Origin of the sequence: Enterococcus sp. AZ170, assembly GCF_050545135.1 — a bacterium.
GTDB lineage: Bacteria > Bacillota > Bacilli > Lactobacillales > Enterococcaceae > Enterococcus_L > Enterococcus_L ureilyticus.
Window position 1 is genome coordinate 2,744,150 of record NZ_CP172947.1, and the last position, 20,195, is coordinate 2,764,344.

Sequence of the window (20,195 nt, forward strand, 5' to 3'; positions counted from 1 at the left end):
TCCTTTTACAGAAAGCATTTCCTTCATTAAGAGTCTGGAGTACAATAAGAATATATGATAACAAAGAAAAGGTGGGAAAGATGATGATTGAATTAGTAAGAGTTAGTAAAAGTTACGGAACAAAACAAGCACTAAATGAGTTGAGTTTAACAATTAGACAAGGAGAAATCTTTGGCTTTCTTGGTCATAATGGCGCTGGCAAATCAACAACGATTAAAAGTTTAGTTAGTATGATTCAACCTTCTAACGGCACTATCACAGTAGATGGTTTAGACTTATCAGAAAATCGGCAAGCAATCAAGAAAAAAATTGCTTATGTTCCTGATACACCTGATATTTTTTTACAACTGACTGCTGGAGAATATTGGGATTTGATTGGGGCAGCTTATGATCTTGATTCTGTCCGAAGTCAGACTCGTTTGAATGAGCTAGTTTCTTTATTCGACATGCAAAGCCATCAAGAGGAAACCTTAGCGAGTTTCTCTCATGGGATGCGGCAAAAAACGATCATCATCGGCGCTTTATTGCCTGATCCTGATATCTGGATTTTAGATGAACCCTTACAAGGCTTAGACCCTCAAGCGGCATTTGATCTTAAAGAAATGATGAAAAGACATGCAGCCAAAGGGAAAACGGTTATTTTCTCGACACATGCATTAGACACTGCCCAACAACTGTGCGATCAATTAGCAATCTTAAAAAAAGGAGAACTCATCTATAATGGTTCTGTGGATGAATTGTTAGCGCAATCGCCAAATGAATCGTTAGAAACGATTTACTTGAAAATGGCTGGACGTCAAGCTGACACACAAGGCTTAGACACTATTGAAGGTGATTCCTATGAATAAAAAACAGCTGCTTGAACTGACACGTGTAAATTTGCGTTATGCTAATCCTCAAGTAACTGAACGTGCTCGCAAAAAAGGGAAAAGCGGTAAAGCATTGACCAGATCCTTGATCAATCAATATCTGCTCTCCGGTGTGTTGTTCTTGATGATTTATGGCGTAACGATGTTCATGATAGATTTTAGTCAGATGCCTGGTTTTTTTACCTATTATGTCGCTTTATTTGCTATTTTAGCTTTTTCACAAGGAATAACGGTTATTTATAATGTTTTTTTTGAAAGTCAGGACTTACCTGCTTACCTTCCTTTACCCTTTCGACAAAGTATGATTTTTACAGCTAAAATCTTGGTCGTGGCGTTGACTGTAGTGCCCTTTGTCTTTCCGATGCTGGTTGTGTTTCTACTGACTGGGTGGCGGTCTGGGGTTTTGTTACCAATTACAATTATTTTAGCAATTTTACTTTTCTTGTTAGTTCTAGCTGTGATCTTTGCTTTTTGTTGTCTAATCGTTTTTGGTTTGACAAGAACGACTTTCTTCAAAAAACATAAAAAAGTCGTAACTAGTTTATTATTGGGCATTTCAATGGCTATTGCGATTATCGGGATTATTATGATGAACGGCCAAACCTCTTATTCAGAGACGACTCAAATGGATCGTGTGCCTATTTATCTATTCATTCCGCTTTTCCAAATCATCTCTGAGCCGTTTTCACCAACGGGTCTGCTCAGTTTCATTGCTCTGTTAGGTTTATTGCTACTATTATTACTAGCGATCAAGCTCTTTATCTTGCCTAAACTTTATGAACAATTGACTGATGCTTCTACCGCTAAAGTAAGCAGTCGCCGAAAACGTAAAGAAAATCAAAATTTGAAACAATTGCTTATAAATTATAATACGCAATTAATAAAAGAACCCAACTTAATTATGCAAGTTTTGTCTAATTCTTTATTGATGCCGTTGATTTTCATCGTTACATTTGCACTTGGCAGCTCGCTGAATTTAAATACTTTAGAATTTCGGTTTATTGGAGTCGTTTTTTTAACAGGGATTGCTTTAGCTTGGATGACCATTAACCAAACTTCTTTTATTAGTAATTTAATTTCTCTTGATCAGGAAAATTTCAACTTTATCCAGTCATTGCCTCTTTCAATGCATGGATATATGAAGCAAAAGTTCTTTGTTGGGCTTATCGTTCAATGTCTATTGACGAGTGGCGTTGCTTTGATCGGTGGGATTATTTTTAAACTGCCATTTTTATTTATCATCAGTTTGCTGCTAGGCTCGCTTTTGGGAAGTTACCTTCTCTGCCTTCGTTTTTTTGCAAGGGATTATCGGTTTATTTTATTAGAGTGGACTAGTATTAGCCAACTATTCAACCGTGGTGGGGGCAATGTGGGGTTAGTCTTAACGATGCTGGGATCGATTTTTGTTAGTTTGATTGTTCTTGTACTTTATGGTATTGCTGCGATGTATTTACCGTTTTGGCCACTTAATTTATGCGTTTTAGCTCTTCTTAGTCTGTTATCTATTCTGTGGATTCGTTATTACCGAACTCATTTTTGGGCTCTCTTCTCTTAAAAAAACGGATTAGAAAAGGAATTCCTCTTCTAATCCGTTTTTTCATTTACTCAATCTCAGCAGCTCTTTTTTGTCGCTCTAACTCTGCTTTGATCTTTGGCTCTGGAGCAAAGTCTGCCTCCCAGTTGTCAGGTTTTAACACTTTATGTGTAACGGGATGATAATGCGGTTTTCCATCTGGAAAAATTTTCCCCATATTCGCCTCATGAACAATTGAGAAAATCTCTGTTGGATCGACACCTAACAAAGAAAAAGAGCCATACGTAAAATATAACAAATCAATCAGCGCATCAACCTGTTCTACTAAAGGATCCGTTACCTCTTTTTGTTTACTTAGAACTTTTTCTTCTGCTTGATCCACAGACTCTTTCAGTTGATTGACTAACTCTTTAAACACTACTGGATCATTATTGGCTGCCCCAAATAAAAATTCTACTAATTCTTCTGCTTTAAAACCAGCTCTATCTGAAGCTTGTTTAGCAAAAAATGCTGTTGGGATTCTAGGTTTTCTATTATCAAATTTCTGATGAAAGACTTCTGTTTTTTCAAATGGATTCTCGATTTTCATGGGGTTCCTCCTAATCATAAAAGCCTAGCCCATGGAGCTAGATAATTTTATAATACTTCATCGCCTGGTAAATGCCATCTTTTGCATTTGTTTGCGTCACATATTTTGCAATTGCCTTAACTTCACTTTCTGCGTTTCCCATTGGAACCCCAAAGCCTACACCACTCAACATCTCTAAATCATTCCAACTATCGCCAAATGCTAGGACTTCATCTAATGTGAAACCAAAATATTCCACACATTTTTGAATTCCAATCAGTTTAGAACCTGACTGTGGAATAATATCTACGGTATAAGGATTAGAGCGTGTGATATGATAATCTGGCAATTGCTCTTTTAACGTCTGCGTCTCTGATGTTGGACTTAATAAAACGCACTGATAAATGGGTTCTTTTACTATTTCTAATTCACGGTAACGTTGTTCTTTCCTGTGAATTGAAAAACGACTGATCAGATTTTTTACAAGCGTGGTGGGAAAGTATTTTGGTAAATATCGTACAATTCTTTTTGCCCATTTATTTTGACCAAAACGCATCAATGAGCTCCCATCTAAACTTCGTCTTGAACCAAACATGATTTGCCGATGATAACGGTCAGAAAAAGAGAGGATTCTATTAAGCGTTTCATCTGAAAAATGTGCTGCGTGAATGGTTTCTTCTTGCGTATAAACTAATTGACCATTGTAAGTCACAAAAAAATCAAAGTTCAACGCATCGATTTGCTGGCTCAATTGTACGGGGCCACGTCCAGTTGCAACACCACAGAGAATTCCTTTTTCTTGTGCCAGGGCAATTCCTTTTTTTGTTGATTCCAATGCTTTGCCGTGGTCATTTACTAGTGTGCCATCGATGTCAAAGAATATCGCTTTTATCATGCTTGGTATCCCTTTCTCTATGCAACTTTTTTATGATTAAAACAAGCCCATTTGTTTAGGGTTTAACTGCTCGTATTCTAGGCCTAGAGCTGCTTTCATTTCTAATAGATTCCCTGCTGCATCTCCACCAGAATTATTGTTGAAGATCACCCCGACTTCTTTAGTTCCCCGAGCTATTTTTCCGACGGCTTCACTCAACTCTGCGATTTCTTCTGCGTTATAGCGATAGAGTGTCCGTTTTTTGCGCCAATCTTTATCATTTGCCATCCAACCAGCTGCATTGCGCCCGTGAAAACGAAACAATGCAAATTGATCATTTGTCGCATAAGGAAAAAATGGGACCGGATTAGTTGGAATTTGCGGTTCATCTACAACTACTAGTGAAAAATCATTCTTTTTCATAAATGATAGGGTTTGTTTGATATATTTAGCGGAATACCACGAACCATTCCGTAATTCTATAGCAACTGGAAATCCTGCAAACCAGTGACGAATCTTTTCCAAATATTGGACATTCTCTTTTGTACAACTGAATGTTGCAGAAAATTGAATCAAAAACGCATACAGTTTGCCACTTTCGTACATAGGCGCCATACTTGTCAAAAAGGCCTCAACCATCTCTTCTTCGCTTTGGTAATACTGCTGCCACTCGCCTTGACAGCTGATACCACTATATACTTTCATGACAAAACGAAAATTATTAGGAACTGATTTTGTCCATTCTCTAACAGAATCTTGTTTTGGGATTCCATAATAAGCAGTATCCATCTCAACTAAGGGTAAATATCCTGCATATTCATATAATGTAGAACGTTTTTTCCCAGTTAGCTTATCATGTTCATTAAAAGAAGTTAACCCTAAACGAATCATAATCTCTTTCGTCCTTTCTCTTCCTATTAAAGCAATATTATGTACATATAGTTAAAACAGTCATGCTATGCTTTTATTCTATACCAAAAAAGACTAAGACAAAACAAAAAGTTGTCTTAGTCAAAAAAATAATTTAACCCCATCGTTTATTGACTTTTTTTCCAGTTCATATTCGCTTCACAATAGGTTTGACCAGCGATTTTAATTTCGTGTCGGGTTGCTTTACCGTTTTCAGTATCCAACATTTCATAGTGGCTTTCTACTACTTGACCGTATTCCACTTCCTTATCAAATTTTACATTGATAAATGTTGGTTCATGTGAACTTAAAAAATCGTAGCCTAAAACATCTAGTAACCAATTAAAATAAATGGCATTGTTTACGTGTTGGTTGCCATCAATATCAAAATAACGGACACGATAAGGTAAAAACTCACCGTTTTCAACTTTTTCGATTTTTTCGCCGCGATAAATTTTCTTGATTTTTTCACTTTCGTACGGTTCTATGATTTCGGGTAGCACACTGCTCATTTTGCGATTTTCTTTATCCATCAAGACAAACGTCGACTTGATCAAGACGCATTCGTTTCCTAGCTCGTCATGAATCCAAAAGTTTCGATAACAGAAATACTTATTATAAGCGATCGCTTGAGTCGTAATCGCAAGCTTTTCACCAACTATAGGTAGGCGTGTGATGTGAATCTCATAATTGGTAATGACCCAGCCGAGACCAAACGAAGCGACAAAATCTGCCCCTCGATCTAAGGCATCGCTTTGCTCTTCGGAAGTTTTGATCACAACAGCCAACATTGACGGAATCGTCATTTTTCTTGTAATATCGCCATCATAATAAGCTACTTCATATGGAGTTGTAAATTTTTTTGCCACTGGATCTCCTCCTTTTTGTTGTCTAACTAGTTAAATTATAACATAAGATATCTGACACATAACAAGAATATTGTATGAAAGGATGTTTGTCCCAACCTCCTTCATTTTTCTGTTATACTTTACATAATCATAGTTATTTGGGAGGAGTTCATGGAAAAAACAAGTATTGTGGGGAAACTTCAGGATCTCGTTATTTCCACAACTGAAGGAAATATAAATACGACTATTGCTCGCGTATTACTCAAAAAAGTTGGCCATGATGCACCTGATATTACCATTGAGTCTTTAGCAGATGAGTGTTTTACCTCGACTGCTAGCATCAGCAGATTTTCGAAAAAAATAGGGTACTCAAAATTTTCTGATATGAAACAAGCATTTATCGAGTATCAATCGGACACGGCAAAATTTATCAATAAAAATAATTTTGAGTTGACGATTGGTGAAGCCGATAGTGAGCGTTCGCTTAGTCATTATATCCAAAAAATAGCTCATTCTTTTTTATCATTAGAAGAAAATCTTGATTTAACGCAGATCGATGCCTTATGTCGGCGAATCCATGATACTGAAGATGTTTATTTTTTTGGTACGCACAGTTCCGGCTTATTATTAGAACAATTTCAATATCAATTATTTTCATGCGGAAAATACGTTACATACTTTAACGGGCGGATGAATCAACGAAAAGCCTTCCAACAGATCACCAAAAATAGTTTAGTGATTATTCTTTCTACGGATGGTAATTACTTTTTAAAATTCAGCGATCTTTTATTTGACTTATCTTCAAAGGACAATTACACAGTCCTCATCACACAGAATATTCAGATGAGAATCGCAAATATTTTTGATGAAGTCCTTTATTTGGGACAAAGCTCTATTAAAAAGGCTGCTCCTTATCAAGCCCAATTATTGATTGATATTCTTTATTCTCGTTACTACCACCTTTATTCATAATGATGATTGTTTACTATAAATGACGTAGCTTTTCGTGGGTCATCACGGCCTGTTTATACATCTGCTCCATTGGTCGCAATGACTTTTTGATACCATGAAAAGCTATCTTTTTTATAACGTTTACGGCTACCTTTGCCTTCATTATCTAAATCGACATAAATGAAGCCGTAACGTTTTTTCATTTCACCAGTTCCGGCACTAATCAAATCTATACAGCCCCAAGTGGTATAACCTATTAATTCAACACCATCTTTTACAGCCTCAGCCATTTGTTTGATATGCTGACTAAAGTAATCGATGCGGTAGTGATCATGGATCTGTCCTTCAACAACTTTATCTTCTGCACCTAACCCATTTTCAACAACAAATAGTGGTAGTTGGTAACGTTGATAAATTTCATTGATAGTAATCCGAAAGCCTAATGGGTCGATTTGTCTGCCCCAGCCTGCATCCTTTAAATAGGGATTGCGGACACTTGCCATTGCATTTCCTTCGATAAGATTCTTTCGCAATTCACTATCACTAGTCTCTAAACGACTGGTATAATAACTAAATGCCACAAAATCAACCGTATGTTTAGCTAACAAATCAGCATCTTCTTTTGAAATCGACAGTTGAATGTCGTGCTCTTCAAAGTAACGTTGCGCAAAGTAAGGATAGGTCCCATTGACTTGAACATCAATAAAAAAATACTGTTCTCTCGTACGCTCAATCGCTGCTTGAACATCTTTAGGATTGCACGTATATGAATACACACTCCCTGCTGCCAACATACAGCCTATTTGCATGTTGGGATCAATCTCTTTTGCTACTTTGGTTGCTTCCGCTGATGCAAGTAGCTGATGATGTGCTGCTTGAAAAATGTGATTTTGTCTCTCGCCTTTTTCAGTATCGATCAAGCCGCCTGCTAAAAAGGGATTGCGTAAAATCATGTTGATTTCGTTGAACGTTATCCAATAGTTTACTTTCCCTTGATATCGTTTAAAAATTGTCTCGCAGTATCTTTTATAAAACCCAACTAATTGTTTGCTTTGCCAACCGCCATACTCTGTTGCTAAATAGAGCGGTGTATCAAAATGATTGATCGTAACAATTAGTTCAATCTTATAATTTAAACATTCATCAAAGACCGCATCATAAAATTGAAGCCCGGCTTCATTTGGCTCTAATTCATCCCCATTTGGAAAAATCCTAGGCCAACTGATTGATGTCCGCAAACACTTGATTCCAAGTTCAGCTAAAAGTTTTATATCTTCTTTATAGTGATGATAAAAATCAATGGATTGATGACTAGGATAATAATCGTACGTTTGTTCAAGTGCCTGCAAGGGATCTTTTAACCCACGTTTGCGCGGGGCGCCCACTGGTAAAATATCAATGATCGAAGGACCTTTCCCATCTTTTAAATAGGCTCCTTCTGATTGATTGGCAGCTAATGCACCACCCCATAAAAAATCCTCTTTAAATCTCTGCAATTGAATTCCCCACCTTATCTTCTTCATTTACTGTTAATTCTGTATCAAGTTGTTTTTCTTCAAGCAAGGCCTGCTTATCCGCAGCTTTAAAAAAAGGTAACCACAGAATAATTTGGACCACAATCAATATCGCTTGTACAAGTAGAATCGGCAGTCCTCCTTCTAACCAACCATAGGCCAAAGCGGGTGTTCCAAGCGGCAGCTGAATGCCTCGCAATGTTTCGATTACATGAAAAACCTGTAGTAAATAGGGAATCACAAACATCACGATAGGACCAATGATAAAAGGAATGAAAAAGACTGTGTTCAGTACCATTGGTATGCCAAAGATAACAGGTTCATTGATCCCAAAGAAAGTAGCAGGCAAAGCCATTCTTCCTAACTTTTTATAGCGGTCACTTTTCGCCGTAAAAGCCATCAGAATCGCTAATCCCAGCAAGGCGCCAGATCCGCCTAAATTAGCATAGGTTCCATAGTGTTGATATGTAATCGCATTTGGCAATTGCTCTCCTGCCTCAAAAGCCGTTAGATTTATCAAACTTAATGGAATAAAAACGGTTTGTAAAATAGGACGAATGATCATGTATCCATGGATACCGAAAAACCATAATAGCTGAGCAACAATAATTAACATGATAAATGAAAATGGGCTATTTCCTAATGTTTGTAACGGTCCACCTAAAATAGAGTAAATAAAGTTATTCGCATCTCCATATGAAGTCATTTCAAAGCCGAAACGTACGACTGAAAAAATACCTGTAAGAATAAATGCTGGTGCTATAGAAGCAAAAGATTTGGCAATGGTTGGTGGAACGCTTGCTGGCATTTTAATAATAATTCCTCGCCTAATAATGCCACAATAGATTATCGGAACAATGATCCCTATAATAAGTCCCATAAACATTCCCTTGGCACCTAAGTATTCCGTTGCCAGAGCATTTGAAATAGGGACGATCTCTCCTGTATTCAATTGATGGCCTACTCCATTGGGTAACAACAAGAAAAATAAAACAAGTGAAATCAGTGCTGAAGAGAAAGCATCTTTTTTAAAACCAAGCTTTATCGTTAAATTGTACGCTACCGCGCATACCACATAAAGAGCGATCATATCTGTCGTCACTTTTGATGTGTAGCTTAAAATAGTTGCTAAGTGGGTTACTTTTAGAAAACTTTGATACCATTCAAACTGCATACTTGAGAACAAAGTAAAAATGGCTCCTAGCATCGTAATCGGTAAAATCATTGAAAAACCATCTGAAATTGCGCTCATATACTTATTATTTTGAATGTTCATTGCGACTGGCATGAGTCGCTCATTGATTATCTTTTCAATTTTATTCATTTCCTTCTCCTTTAACCATTTTTTGTAATCGATTACAAAAAACAGCATATCATAGCACTATTGCACTTGTGAGAGCAAAATTTGTACAATTTACAGAAGCTGTTCTTTTTACAAATTTTGAAAGTGAGTGAAACTATACAGTGAGAAAAACTACATCCTATTTTTTAGATAAAATAAAAAAACTTTTCAAATTTAAAGAGTAAAATCTCTCCACTTGAAAAGCTTTCATGCTTAAGCTATTTGTCAAAAAAACACTTCTATTCACTATTTTTTTTACACTAGACGTGCCCAGTATTTCCGTAGCGGATCACTTCATCCAACAAAATTAAAAGCGCTTTCATTTTTATCCCTCCAAAAATTCAGTTGATTCTAAGTGGATAATACCATACTATTATATAAAACTAGAACAATAACGCTTAAACATAGAGGGGAAAAATATGAGAATCAAAGGAGACATCATCCGTTCAGTAAGAAAGCAAAAAAAAATGTCGCAAGTCACTTTGGCTGCTGGAATTTGTACACAGGGAACTGTTAGTAACATTGAAAATAAAAATGTCTGTGATAGTCTTGAGATCCTTGATGCAATCTGCAAAAGATTAAACCTCAGTCTGGAAAGTGTATTAGATGATAATGACGAGAAAAAACTAACGTCCCTATTAAATCATGTAGAAGAATTATGTAATACATTTAAACATAAAGAAGCTTATTCACTTTTACAAGAAAACTCGATTGACGTAACGAATTTCCAAAATAAAGAACTAAAGGTTCGCTGGTTCTATTTCATGGGGATCACTAATTTATTAGGCTACAACAATACAACCGATAGTTTGTATTATTTCTATAGAGCCGATGAGCTTGGTGATTCAAACTCTGTTTACGCGATTCTTTCAGTCAATAGTTTAGGAATCGTCTATGAAATGGTCAATGAATTAGACAAAGCGCAAGTTTACTATGAAAAATCCATCAATATGCTGAAAAAAATGACGGTTAAAATGCCGATCGAAGCCACTAAGATTTTCTTCAATACTGCGAAATTTTACTCATTGATCGAAGACTACAACACAGCTTTTGATCTAGCATGTGAAGGAATGATTTTGAATCGGACCTACCAATCCTTATATATGTTGGACCTTTTGGCGTATGAAGCCGCATTTAACGACTTTATGCGCTCCTCAGATTTGACAGCACCTGATTTTAATAGTGCGAAGGCTTTTGCCACATTCAACGACAATCAAAGCTTGTTAAGTGTGATTGCAAATGATGAAAAAAATTTGAATCGTTAAAACAATAAATGTCAGAATGAATTGAGCTCAATCCATTCTGACATTTTTATCTTTTCATCACATATATATTATTTTAAAAATAATTTCATATCATTTGAACAATACGAAACAACATGATATATTTACCAATGTAAGCGCTACAAAAAATACTTTTAGGAGGAATCACATTGAAAAATACAATGCTCAAAGCAGTCCTTGCACTTGGTTTATTAGCTGGAGGGTTATCTGTTTCATCGACTATTACACATGCTCACGGATATGTTTCATCCCCGGGAAGCCGCGCCTATTTCGGCAGCGCCCAAGGTGGAAAAGTAAATAAGAATGTTGGTCGTGCTGAGTGGGAACCTCAAAGTATTGAAGCCACTAAAAATACATTTACTCCTGGGAAATTAGCTAGTGCTGGGGTTAGCGGTTTTGAACCATTAGATACACAGACCACTGATCGGTGGGTTAAATCGGATATCGCTACAGGTCCACTTTCAATCAAGTGGACACTGACTGCTCAACATCGAACTTCGACATGGGATTACTATATGACAAAACAGGGATGGGATCCAAATCAACCATTAGCGATCAACAACTTTGACTTGATTGGGCGTGTTGATGATAAAGGAACTATTCCTGAAGCTACGGTCAATCATACCATCACAGTACCAACAGATCGTAAAGGCTATCACGTGATTTATGCAGTTTGGAATGTTTTTGATACAACAAATGCATTTTACCAAGTCCTCGATGTTAACGTAAAATAACTAGTTAAGGGCAACTGGAAGGAGCGGCAGAAAGGACTAATGACCTGGTCAGCCAACTGGGACATTGGGACAAACGTAAATGGTGTTTCTTATAATAATGAGTTTGCTACAAGATATACACAAATTGTACAGTAAAAAAGGAAGAGAGCGGCACAAAACTAAAAACAGTTTTGTGCCGCTCTCTATATCCGTATAAACGGCGAGAAAAAAGTAGACTACGCTACGATCCTCTTTTCACTAGCCAATTAGTTTTAAACCGATAACAGACCCTAAAATAACTCCAATAAAAATAATTCTACGCCAATCCTTCGATTCCCCATAAAAAAGCATTCCTAAAACTGCTCCGCCAGCTGCTCCTATCCCTGTCCAAATCGCATAAGAAACACCCATTGGTAGAGTTTTCATAGCTAAATACAGAAAAACGAAGCTTGCGCCAAACGTTAAAAATAACAGAAATAAAGACTGTTTATCTTTTTTCAAATTAAAACGATTGATCGATCCAACTCCCAGCATTTCAAAAGTTCCCGCAATAATCAAAAAGATCCAACTCATTTTTGACTCGCTCCCTTCTCACCTGTAACAAATTTCAAGCCCATCACACCAATAAGTAATATGATGATTAATAGAATTTTAGATAGTTTAAATTCTTCGCCGAAAAAAAGAATGCCTGTAACCACAGTCCCAGCTGTACCTAACCCAACAAACACCGCATACGCTGTTCCAACCGGCAGTGATTCTCCTGCTTTTATCAATGCGTAGAAGCTGATGAGAATGCAAATAACCGTTACTAAAATTTCCCACCAAGTATTACTATGCTTTATTCCAATGACCCACAGAACCTCAAAAAATGCACCAATCATTAATTTTATCCAATCCTTACTCATCTAAAAACCTCCTAAATTTAAAAGCATTGCAGACTCGTATAATCTTATGCAACTAAACGACATAAATAAAAAAAAGTGTCCATCAACAATTCCTTCTAAGGCCTAAGAATTGTTGATCTACACTTTTGCTGATAAATAGCCGGCGCTACCTATCAAAGTTAGTTGATTTAATTTTATTATTTCAATGTATTAACGTCACTTTTCATCCTACTACACAATCCATGATTTGGCAATAGTCGTTCTCTATCTAATTAATTAAATAAATTTTAACAAATAACCTGTCTTACCCATAAAAATAGTCAGAAGTGCTTTTATTTTAGATACTTCTAATTAAATGTCCAAAAACCCAAGCATTTTAGAAAAATTTCTTTCAACAATTCTTCATTAGTTTATTTTAACTTATTAAAAAAACAAATTAATCGAATAATTCTGAAAATATTCGTCTTACGATTTTGTAAATCTAATCAACATATGATACACTTAACTTATCAAAAAAAGATTCCTAGTGAATCAGTTAACGTTGATATTACTTACTTTAGGCGGTAGTAATATCAGCGTCTTTCTTTTGTCTATACAAATTATAACACACTAAAATCTTTTTGAAAATATGCGCATACTTTGGGTAACAAAAAAATCCTAGCTCGGATGAGCTAGGATTTTTTTCTATTTACGCCAAGGCACCCATTGGGTCCCAAGGTGCTAACACTGTTGGCTCTTGTTTCCAGACATTTTGCAATTCTTTCGATAATAATTCTTTCCGGACAACGATTTGATACGTATACTCATCCATCCAAGCGTCGCTCATTACAAAGAAACCTTTATCACCGACTTTTTCACCCCAGCTGTTTTCAACTTTCCATTTAGTCGATGTGCCGTCGATCATATCGACACCTGTCAAGACCATTGCGTGCGTCATTAAACTTTCACCAAAATCTAGACGTTGTGCTTTCGTCATTGTAAAATCGATATCAAATAGATCATTCATATCATACGCATCTAAAGACATGATCCCACTATCTCTTGTAGAGGATTGACCAACATCGCAGCCAAACCAAACCGATTCTCCTTGTTCAAGTTGAGCAATAGCTAATTTTTTGAAAGTGGTCATATCCACATTGATGTATTTAACCTCTTTACCACCAACGACATTCCCTAACATTTCGACTGTATAGGTTTGATTATAAGGTTTGTCTGCTGTTGGAGCATTGATTATACTTACATATTCATCTAGATCTACGCCAACGTATTTGTCATAAAATGATTGGGGCGTTAAGTTTTGATCTAAATGGTATTTTTTCTCTTCGTCACGGTATTCAAAATCAAAAGTTTCAGGCGGCGTACCCAATGAAATTGCCAAAAAGTTGTAAACCTCACCCAGCATCGCTTCTTTAGCTGTTTGAATGTCTTGCACTGGTTTGCCACTAGCAATTAACTCACGCAAAATCGTTGCGTCTTTTCTTAATTTTTTGTTTAAGTAATTATTCAAATCACGAGAGTTTGAGCTATTGCTGCTTTCAGGCATGGCTGTTTTAGGAACAACACCATATTTTTGGAAAAGTGATACGATCATATCCCATTGTCCACCATCTTGTTGAGGTGTCGCTAATAGGAACGCCACTTTTCTACTATCTAACGCTTGATCAGCCGTCGCAATTATATTTTCATAGAAGTAATTTGATTTTTCATATTTATCCCAGAAAAAAGTATAATTTTGAGATAGTTCAAAATCTTTTAGATTAAAGCTGTTGATCATTTTGTGTCTAAATGTATTTAAGGCTGCAAACATCCAACAGCGGCCACTTTGTTTTTGATTGGCCACTTTTCCAGTTGTAAGATCCACTGAAAAAACAGGTACATTATTGACCTCAGCACGTTGATTTTGAGCCGAAGCTGCAATACCATTTTTTACTACTCCGCGTTGTAAGGCATTTTGTTTATTATTTTTTGTAAATGTATCATGAAACTTTTCTGTAACAGTTGGTTCAATTGCTGACATATTCATTCATCCTTTCACACATCACGTTTCTTTTCTATTATATGCCTGAATTTTCATTCTCTCAAGCATTTCATAAAAATATCATTGCTTTTTTGCATCACGTGTATTATTATATGTAATACAAAGTGAAAAGAGGTGAAATGATGTTATTAGAAATAAATGCCCAAAGTCAGATCCCTATTTATCAACAGATCTGTGATCAATTGATCCTTGGGATTGCCACAAATAAGTTGCAGCCAGGCGAACTTCTGCCTTCTGTTCGACAAATGGCAGACGAAATCGGAGTGAACATGATGACTGTTTCAAAAGCCTACACTTTATTAAAAAATGATGGTTACATTTTGACTGATCGCCGAAATGGAACAAAAGTAGCTGAAAAGCAAGTCAATGAACCGTCATTTCAAAAACGGTTTTCAAAAAGATTGGAACTGTTGTTAGCTGAAGCCCAGATTCATCAGCTATCGGAAAACGCAATACAAGACGAGGTCAAACAGATTTATCAAAAATTTGAACAGTAAAAGGTGTGTTGAAAATGAATTTCTTTCTCTATTTACTACTTGTAGGTGTCAATTTTTTAATGGCTCTTTCTGGCAGAATACCTGCAAATCCGCATAAAAATGTTATTTTGGAAACAACTTTACCGAAAGATAAGCTTCAAGATGAACAAGTTCTTGCTGTTAGTAGGACTTATAAAAAAAGACTACTTCAAGGTGCTTTTATTTTTACTATTCTAGCCTTACCGATTTTAATCATTCCTTACGATTCATTGACGTTGATTTACTTTATCGTGAACGTATTCAGTTTTATTGGTGCATTTTACTATTTGGAAATCTTGTCTATTCGAAAAATGACCGCAGTGAAAGTGAAAAACAATTGGGTATTGCCCGTTCGTCCGATTTTAGTGGATACAAAACTTGTGGCAAATAAGAACCGGAAATTAATTTCTATCTGGTGGTTTTTACCCAGCCTTTTAATCGTTCTTTCGGGCTCTATTTATTCATTCGTAACACTTGGAGCAACAGGTGGGACTTGGCTTTTCTGTCTGCTTGCTGTTCTTATGATGGCGATGTTTTGGCTTTTCTATTATTTTATTGCACGTTTTCCAGTCAAGGCTGTGACAAGTGATGAAGCGATCAATCAAAAAGTCAATGATTCCATGCGCCACCATTGGTCCGTTCTAATGGCTCTTTCAGCTTTTGCTCTAAGTCCACTTGCTTTCATTTCAACGATTTCGATTGTTCTGCCTTATGAGCAAATGCTGATTGTATCCTTGATCTTTGCACTTTTGATTTTGTTTTTTGTGCTCTTTACTTTTTATTATTTGTTCTCCGCTAGAAAAAAACAAGATCAATTGATTGCACAAGCCAAGGAATATCGTTACAGTGATGAAGATCAATATTGGAAGTATGCGATTTATATTAATCCAGATGATAAAAGGATCCTTGTACCGGACCGTGTCGGCATGAATATCTCAACTAATTTAGGTAGACTTGGCGGAAAACTGACGATGGGCATACTGGCCGTTATTGTTATATTTGCTTTGATTGGTGTCAGTATCCCTATGCTGATCAGTGACTTTACTGCTAATCCCTTTCAATTAAGCACTTCTCATATTGGTATTCATTTATCTGCACCGATGACTCAAAGTAGAAAAATCGAGTGGGACGATGTTGAATCTGTGGCATTGATCGACACATTGCCTAAAGATAAAATCCGTCTCTATGGCACAGCGACAGAAAATTATTTAACAGGAGAATTTCGGGTCGATAACAAGCCTGCTTATTTATTGGTTTTAACGCATGAAAAACCAATTTTAGAAATAAGAACGAAGGATAAATTGTACTATTATACGAATAAAGACAGCCACAAAACAAAAAAATATTATCAGGATATCCAAACAATTCGTGGGAAATAGGGTGAGGGTAGGAAAAGTGACTTCGCTTTTCCTACCCTTTTTCTTTATTTTTCATCTGCCTAAGTAATCTTTTTCTATTCTTAAGAGCTTATTTTAGTAAAAACTGAATTTTTTCCAAATTATACTTTGACATATTTCTTTTATGTGATTAAACTAAGCTTAATGAATAGGAGTGAACAAACTAATGACTGGATTCAATTTGAGAAATTACCAGAAATCTGACTTAGAAACGTTACTTGCTTTATTTAACGGAACAATCCAAGCAATCAATAAAAAAGATTATACCCCCCAACAAATAGAGCAATGGGTTCAGCTAACACCTGACTATGAAAAATGGCATGCCAAACTTGACACAAACTATACCGTCGTTGCACAAAATAGAATGCAAATACTTGGCTTCGGAAGTATTTCTGATTCAGGAAAGCTTGATTACTTATACGTCGGTAAGGAATGGATCGGCTACGGTGTCGGAAAATTAATTGCGAACGATCTGATTGCTCATGCATTTAAGGCTGGCGCTAAAGAGATTACGGTCTATTCGTCGATCACAGCTAAGCCCTTTTTTGAATCACTTGGTTTTGAATCGAAAGAACAAAAAATCAATTACCGCAATGGTGTATTGCTGATGAATTACTTAATGGTTTACCGTAAAGATAACGAATAATCGGTTATTTTTACCAATAGAAAACAAAGAGACCCACCATTTTTTTGGGGAGTCTCTCTGCTTTCTATTTATTTTTTTTGCTTTGAACTTTCTTTTTTAGATAGTCGATCAACGACGTGTAATCGACCTTCTCATAATCAGTGACATCTACTTCATGAAGTTCTCCTAATTGAAATTGATCGTATTTTCTTGTTTGAGTGATTTGTTTGAAGTTTTCCTTCGTAATTAGATTGTCTGCCTGACTTCGATCCTCTAATCTGTCTGAAAAATGATAATGAGACATGAGATGGCTGAGATGGCGATCTGGTTCTAAATCTCGTCGGGCTCTTCTTTGCCATAATACTTCAAAATCAGCTACCAACCGGATCGTGATCACTTCATACGCATAAGTATCTGCCAAGTTCGCTAGTGTTTCTTTTTGTTTATCACTAAAAGGATACTCTGAAACAATCACTTGCTTGCCTGCTTCCATATAGAGCGCTAAAACACCATAGTAAAAATGCCAAACTTTTTTCTCCAGCTGCGCTTTTTCGGCAAGCGTATCAAACCCGATTGAATCTGCAAACAATTCTTTTCCTTCATCTGGTGTAATTAGAAAAAGATCAGGAATCTGTTCGCGGATTTTTTGAATGAGATAGCTTTTACCTGTTGCTGGGCTGCCTGCCAGTAGAATTAAATACTTTTTCATTAATCTACCTTACTTGTAATGGACTGTTGGTATTCATAAACAAACCGATTTTGTGTTTCACAATGTCGTGACAAACTTCATTGGCGGGAATCACATTGTATCGTAATGATTTATTTACAGCAGTCTCTTCAAATGACTCTTTGGCCATCTTGGTCCAATTCACTAAAAGTTCCGTCCCAACATTAAATTTGCGGATACCATTATTGATCAGTTCTGGATAATCTTCTTCTTTAACGCCAGTTCCGCCATGAATAACTAATGGAATATCAACAATTGCGTGGATTTCTTTAAGCAGAGGTAGGTTCACTTCGGTTTTAGATTTAAATTGTCCATGATTTGTTCCAATCGCAATGGCTAAGGCATCGATTCCAGTCGCTTCTACAAATGCTAGTGCATCCTCTGGTTTAGTGTAAACTTTGTCATTTTCTGCCACATGGATTCCTTCTTCCGTTCCACCAATCGTACCTAATTCTCCTTCAACAGAAACACCATGTTTATGAGCATATTCGACTACCGCTTTGGTTTTTAGAATGTTTTCTTTGAAAGGGAGGTGTGAACCGTCGTACATAACAGAGGTGTACCCTTGATCGATTGCTTCTTTAATGTCATCAAAATTCCGCGCATGGTCTAAATGAAGGACCGCATCAACCATTTCGTTTTCAGCCATTGTTTTCACCACAGAAACCAAGACCTCGTAGCCAATATACTTTGCTGTATCGACACTAGTTTGGATAATAATCGGAGCCCCCATCTCTTTTGCTGCCCGAATCATTTCAGGCAACATTTCCAAATTATGGGCGTTAAAAGCCCCTACTGTAAAATTCAATTCTGTTGCTGTTGCTGTTACTTCTTTTAAGGTTGTATACATGTTTCCGTCTCCTGTCTATTGATTTTATTTGCCACCAATCGTAACTTGTTTTGCAATTTGTCGCATCTCATCCATTTTGTTCATCCAGTGATCGATTCCCCCATCATCTCCATTTCTGGCAGCTTCTGCACGTTTTTGATTGTATAAATTGAGTAACTTTTTATAGCCTGCTCCGATACTATTTTTATAGATTTGGCTTTTTTCTAGCATAGCAATCGCCTGCTCGTCTTCTTTTAGTTGGGCCAATAATAGCCCAAGTTCCTCATATTTTTCAGCTAATTCTTTATCCGCTAATTCTGGAGTATCGATTTCTCGTTTTATTTGTTCGATTTTTTTGCGCATTTCATCTTGCTGCTCTTCTGTTAGTTGCGCTTCAGATTCTGTTTTCACAACAGTTTTCTTTTTGAGAAAATTAAACATGCTGTTCCCTCCTATTGTTAAAAGGCTCTCATGATTGGACTAATGATCCAAGCATATAGAAGCGCTGCGGTAACGGTGTCTACATCGGTCGCTGTGGCATTGACAAAGCCCATGCTGTTGAAGATCGTGACTAACAAGGCTGGTAATAATGTGATGAAAAAGCCATGGGCAATGCCACCAATGATCGCGCCTCTTCTTCCACCTACCGCATTTCCAAAAATCCCAGCAGTTCCACCGGCAAAAAAGTTCGTCAACATACCTGGCAAGATCATTGCTAAGCCAAATGTCGGTAAAATGAACATTGCTAAGACAGCCCCGATCGTAGTTGTAATAAAGCCTAAAATCACTGCATTTGGGCTATATGGGAAAAATACAGGGCAATCTAATGCTGGAATGGCATTTGGTACAAGTTTCATCGCGATCCCTCTAAAGGCTGGTACGATTTCTCCAAGTAATAAGCGTACACCAGCTAATAAAACATACACTCCAACAACAAATTGGATCGCTTGTAGGAAAGCAAACATGATATAATTTTGGTTACCTGATAATGTCGAAGCAAATGTTTCTCCTGCGAATAACACCGTCACGATATATAATGGCACCATCACAACCATTACAGACAAATAGGTATCTTGAAGAAATTCAAAGGATTTCGGTAATTTAAGATCCTCTACTGACTTCTTATTTTCACCACGTTCACCAAAAATCCAAGCGACTCCTGCTTCAAATAGATAGCCAATTGTACAAAAATGACCTAAAGCAATATCATTTGAGCCAGTGATTTTTCTGATAAAAGGCTGCGCGATTGCTGGCATTGCAACGGCGAAAACGCCACCGATAAAGCCACCTACAATGATCAAGGCTATTCCACGAAGACCGGCAAAGTAACCAAAGACTGTCGTCATCGTTGCCATCCATAATATCGCTTGGCCTGTTAAGAAAATATATTTCCATTTTGTAAAACGGGCAATGAGAATATTAAAAACAAAAATAGCTAGAAAGGTCAACGCAATGTCTCGACCTAACCCCAGTTCATTCATCGCTTGGCCGTTGATTGCCTCGATCGATGGAATGATTCCCTGCATATGAAACCCTTCTGTAAAAATCTCACCAAAATACGTCAAACTCCCTACGATAATGCTAGAACCTGCACTCAACACCTGAAACCCTAACAGTGTTTTCAATGAGCCCGATAAAACTTGCCCAATCGATTTTTTTTGTAAGATCAATCCTAGCATTGCAATCAAACTAATTGTAATCGAAGCCTGTGTTAAAATATTTTCGATGATAAAATTGACTACCCCCATGTTAAAATCCCTCCATTAATTTTTTGT

At 36.7% G+C, this 20,195-nt stretch carries 21 protein-coding genes and 1 pseudogene; 9 read left to right on the top strand and 13 right to left on the bottom strand.

Going from position 1 to position 20,195, the window contains the following annotated elements; translation table 11 throughout:
* Positions 1-83 precede the first annotated feature (83 nt).
* Complete coding sequence (locus IGJ55_RS13255) at positions 84-848, top strand: ABC transporter ATP-binding protein (protein WP_430608166.1); 765 nt, start codon at positions 84-86, stop codon at positions 846-848.
* A complete protein-coding gene (locus IGJ55_RS13260; RefSeq protein WP_430606623.1) occupies positions 841-2,424 on the top strand; it encodes an ABC transporter in 1,584 nt (527 codons plus the stop codon). Before IGJ55_RS13255 ends, IGJ55_RS13260 begins: the two co-directional genes overlap by 8 nt.
* Before the next feature lie 46 nt (positions 2,425-2,470).
* Here the strand turns inward: IGJ55_RS13260 and IGJ55_RS13265 are convergent, their stop codons facing one another.
* The 4 genes from IGJ55_RS13265 to IGJ55_RS13280 all read right to left on the bottom strand — a co-directional run bounded on the left by IGJ55_RS13265 (position 2,471) and on the right by IGJ55_RS13280 (position 5,623).
* A complete protein-coding gene (locus IGJ55_RS13265; RefSeq protein ID WP_429948854.1) occupies positions 2,471-2,992 on the bottom strand; it encodes an HAD family hydrolase in 522 nt (173 codons plus the stop codon).
* 37 nt (positions 2,993-3,029) lie between these two features.
* Complete coding sequence (locus tag IGJ55_RS13270; protein ID WP_430606624.1) at positions 3,030-3,866, bottom strand: Cof-type HAD-IIB family hydrolase; 837 nt, start codon at positions 3,864-3,866, stop codon at positions 3,030-3,032.
* Positions 3,867-3,902: 36 nt separating this feature from the next.
* The gene (locus IGJ55_RS13275; protein ID WP_430606625.1) at positions 3,903-4,736 is read right to left on the bottom strand and encodes a DUF72 domain-containing protein; all 834 of its coding nucleotides are present in this window, start codon (positions 4,734-4,736) and stop codon (positions 3,903-3,905) included.
* A 146-nt stretch (positions 4,737-4,882) separates the two neighbouring features.
* On the bottom strand, positions 4,883-5,623 hold the full coding sequence (locus IGJ55_RS13280; RefSeq protein WP_069639029.1) for an acyl-ACP thioesterase domain-containing protein: 741 nt from the start codon (positions 5,621-5,623) through the stop codon (positions 4,883-4,885).
* Positions 5,624-5,773: 150 nt separating this feature from the next.
* Between IGJ55_RS13280 and IGJ55_RS13285 the strand changes: the two genes are divergently transcribed.
* Positions 5,774-6,574: a MurR/RpiR family transcriptional regulator gene (locus IGJ55_RS13285; protein WP_429948852.1), complete on the top strand. Its 801-nt coding sequence runs from the start codon at positions 5,774-5,776 to the stop codon at positions 6,572-6,574.
* 53 nt (positions 6,575-6,627) lie between these two features.
* Here IGJ55_RS13285 and IGJ55_RS13290 read toward each other — a convergent pair whose 3' ends face one another.
* Both IGJ55_RS13290 and IGJ55_RS13295 read right to left on the bottom strand, forming a co-directional pair.
* Entirely contained in the window at positions 6,628-8,076 is a 1,449-nt protein-coding gene (locus IGJ55_RS13290) for a 6-phospho-beta-glucosidase (protein WP_429948850.1), read from the bottom strand.
* Complete coding sequence (locus IGJ55_RS13295) at positions 8,036-9,391, bottom strand: PTS sugar transporter subunit IIC (RefSeq protein WP_430606626.1); 1,356 nt, start codon at positions 9,389-9,391, stop codon at positions 8,036-8,038. The genes IGJ55_RS13290 and IGJ55_RS13295 overlap by 41 nt, the downstream gene beginning before the upstream one ends.
* Before the next feature lie 437 nt (positions 9,392-9,828).
* Between IGJ55_RS13295 and IGJ55_RS13300 the strand changes: the two genes are divergently transcribed.
* The 3 genes and pseudogenes from IGJ55_RS13300 to IGJ55_RS13310 all read left to right on the top strand — a co-directional run.
* Entirely contained in the window at positions 9,829-10,674 is an 846-nt protein-coding gene (locus tag IGJ55_RS13300) for a helix-turn-helix domain-containing protein (protein WP_069639027.1), read from the top strand.
* 167 nt (positions 10,675-10,841) lie between these two features.
* The gene (locus IGJ55_RS13305; protein WP_429948845.1) at positions 10,842-11,426 is read left to right on the top strand and encodes a lytic polysaccharide monooxygenase; all 585 of its coding nucleotides are present in this window, start codon (positions 10,842-10,844) and stop codon (positions 11,424-11,426) included.
* A 30-nt stretch (positions 11,427-11,456) separates the two neighbouring features.
* A pseudogene (locus IGJ55_RS13310) lies at positions 11,457-11,561 on the top strand (chitinase); the annotation flags it as partial.
* A gap of 102 nt (positions 11,562-11,663) precedes the next feature.
* On the opposite strand, the gene IGJ55_RS13315 reads toward IGJ55_RS13310, so the two are convergent.
* The 3 genes from IGJ55_RS13315 to IGJ55_RS13325 all read right to left on the bottom strand — a co-directional run bounded on the left by IGJ55_RS13315 (position 11,664) and on the right by IGJ55_RS13325 (position 14,306).
* Positions 11,664-11,978: a DMT family transporter gene (locus tag IGJ55_RS13315; RefSeq protein WP_069639026.1), complete on the bottom strand. Its 315-nt coding sequence runs from the start codon at positions 11,976-11,978 to the stop codon at positions 11,664-11,666.
* A complete protein-coding gene (locus IGJ55_RS13320; protein WP_069639025.1) occupies positions 11,975-12,310 on the bottom strand; it encodes a DMT family transporter in 336 nt (111 codons plus the stop codon). The genes IGJ55_RS13315 and IGJ55_RS13320 overlap by 4 nt, the downstream gene beginning before the upstream one ends.
* Before the next feature lie 667 nt (positions 12,311-12,977).
* Positions 12,978-14,306 carry an aminopeptidase C gene (locus IGJ55_RS13325; protein ID WP_430606627.1) on the bottom strand — a complete coding sequence of 443 codons (1,329 nt, stop codon included), beginning with the start codon at positions 14,304-14,306 and terminating at the stop codon, positions 12,978-12,980.
* 143 nt (positions 14,307-14,449) lie between these two features.
* On the opposite strand from IGJ55_RS13325, the gene IGJ55_RS13330 reads away from it, so the two are divergent.
* The 3 genes from IGJ55_RS13330 to IGJ55_RS13340 all read left to right on the top strand — a co-directional run bounded on the left by IGJ55_RS13330 (position 14,450) and on the right by IGJ55_RS13340 (position 16,885).
* Positions 14,450-14,824, top strand: coding sequence for a GntR family transcriptional regulator (locus tag IGJ55_RS13330; RefSeq protein ID WP_069639023.1), 375 nt, complete (start codon positions 14,450-14,452; stop codon positions 14,822-14,824).
* A gap of 14 nt (positions 14,825-14,838) precedes the next feature.
* Positions 14,839-16,221 (top strand): PH domain-containing protein, encoded by a 1,383-nt coding sequence (locus IGJ55_RS13335; protein WP_207121069.1) that lies wholly within the window; start codon positions 14,839-14,841, stop codon positions 16,219-16,221.
* A gap of 184 nt (positions 16,222-16,405) precedes the next feature.
* Positions 16,406-16,885 (top strand): GNAT family N-acetyltransferase, encoded by a 480-nt coding sequence (locus IGJ55_RS13340; RefSeq protein WP_069639021.1) that lies wholly within the window; start codon positions 16,406-16,408, stop codon positions 16,883-16,885.
* A 64-nt stretch (positions 16,886-16,949) separates the two neighbouring features.
* Here IGJ55_RS13340 and IGJ55_RS13345 read toward each other — a convergent pair whose 3' ends face one another.
* The 4 genes from IGJ55_RS13345 to IGJ55_RS13360 are packed head-to-tail and all read right to left on the bottom strand — an operon-like array spanning position 16,950 to position 20,168.
* On the bottom strand, positions 16,950-17,573 hold the full coding sequence (locus tag IGJ55_RS13345; protein ID WP_207121068.1) for an AAA family ATPase: 624 nt from the start codon (positions 17,571-17,573) through the stop codon (positions 16,950-16,952).
* A gap of 4 nt (positions 17,574-17,577) precedes the next feature.
* Positions 17,578-18,441 (bottom strand): class II fructose-bisphosphate aldolase, encoded by an 864-nt coding sequence (locus tag IGJ55_RS13350; protein ID WP_207121067.1) that lies wholly within the window; start codon positions 18,439-18,441, stop codon positions 17,578-17,580.
* 24 nt (positions 18,442-18,465) lie between these two features.
* On the bottom strand, positions 18,466-18,861 hold the full coding sequence (locus IGJ55_RS13355) for a tetratricopeptide repeat protein (RefSeq protein WP_430606628.1): 396 nt from the start codon (positions 18,859-18,861) through the stop codon (positions 18,466-18,468).
* Between the two features lie 17 nt (positions 18,862-18,878).
* On the bottom strand, positions 18,879-20,168 hold the full coding sequence (locus IGJ55_RS13360; RefSeq protein WP_069639017.1) for a PTS sugar transporter subunit IIC: 1,290 nt from the start codon (positions 20,166-20,168) through the stop codon (positions 18,879-18,881).
* Positions 20,169-20,195 lie beyond the last annotated feature (27 nt).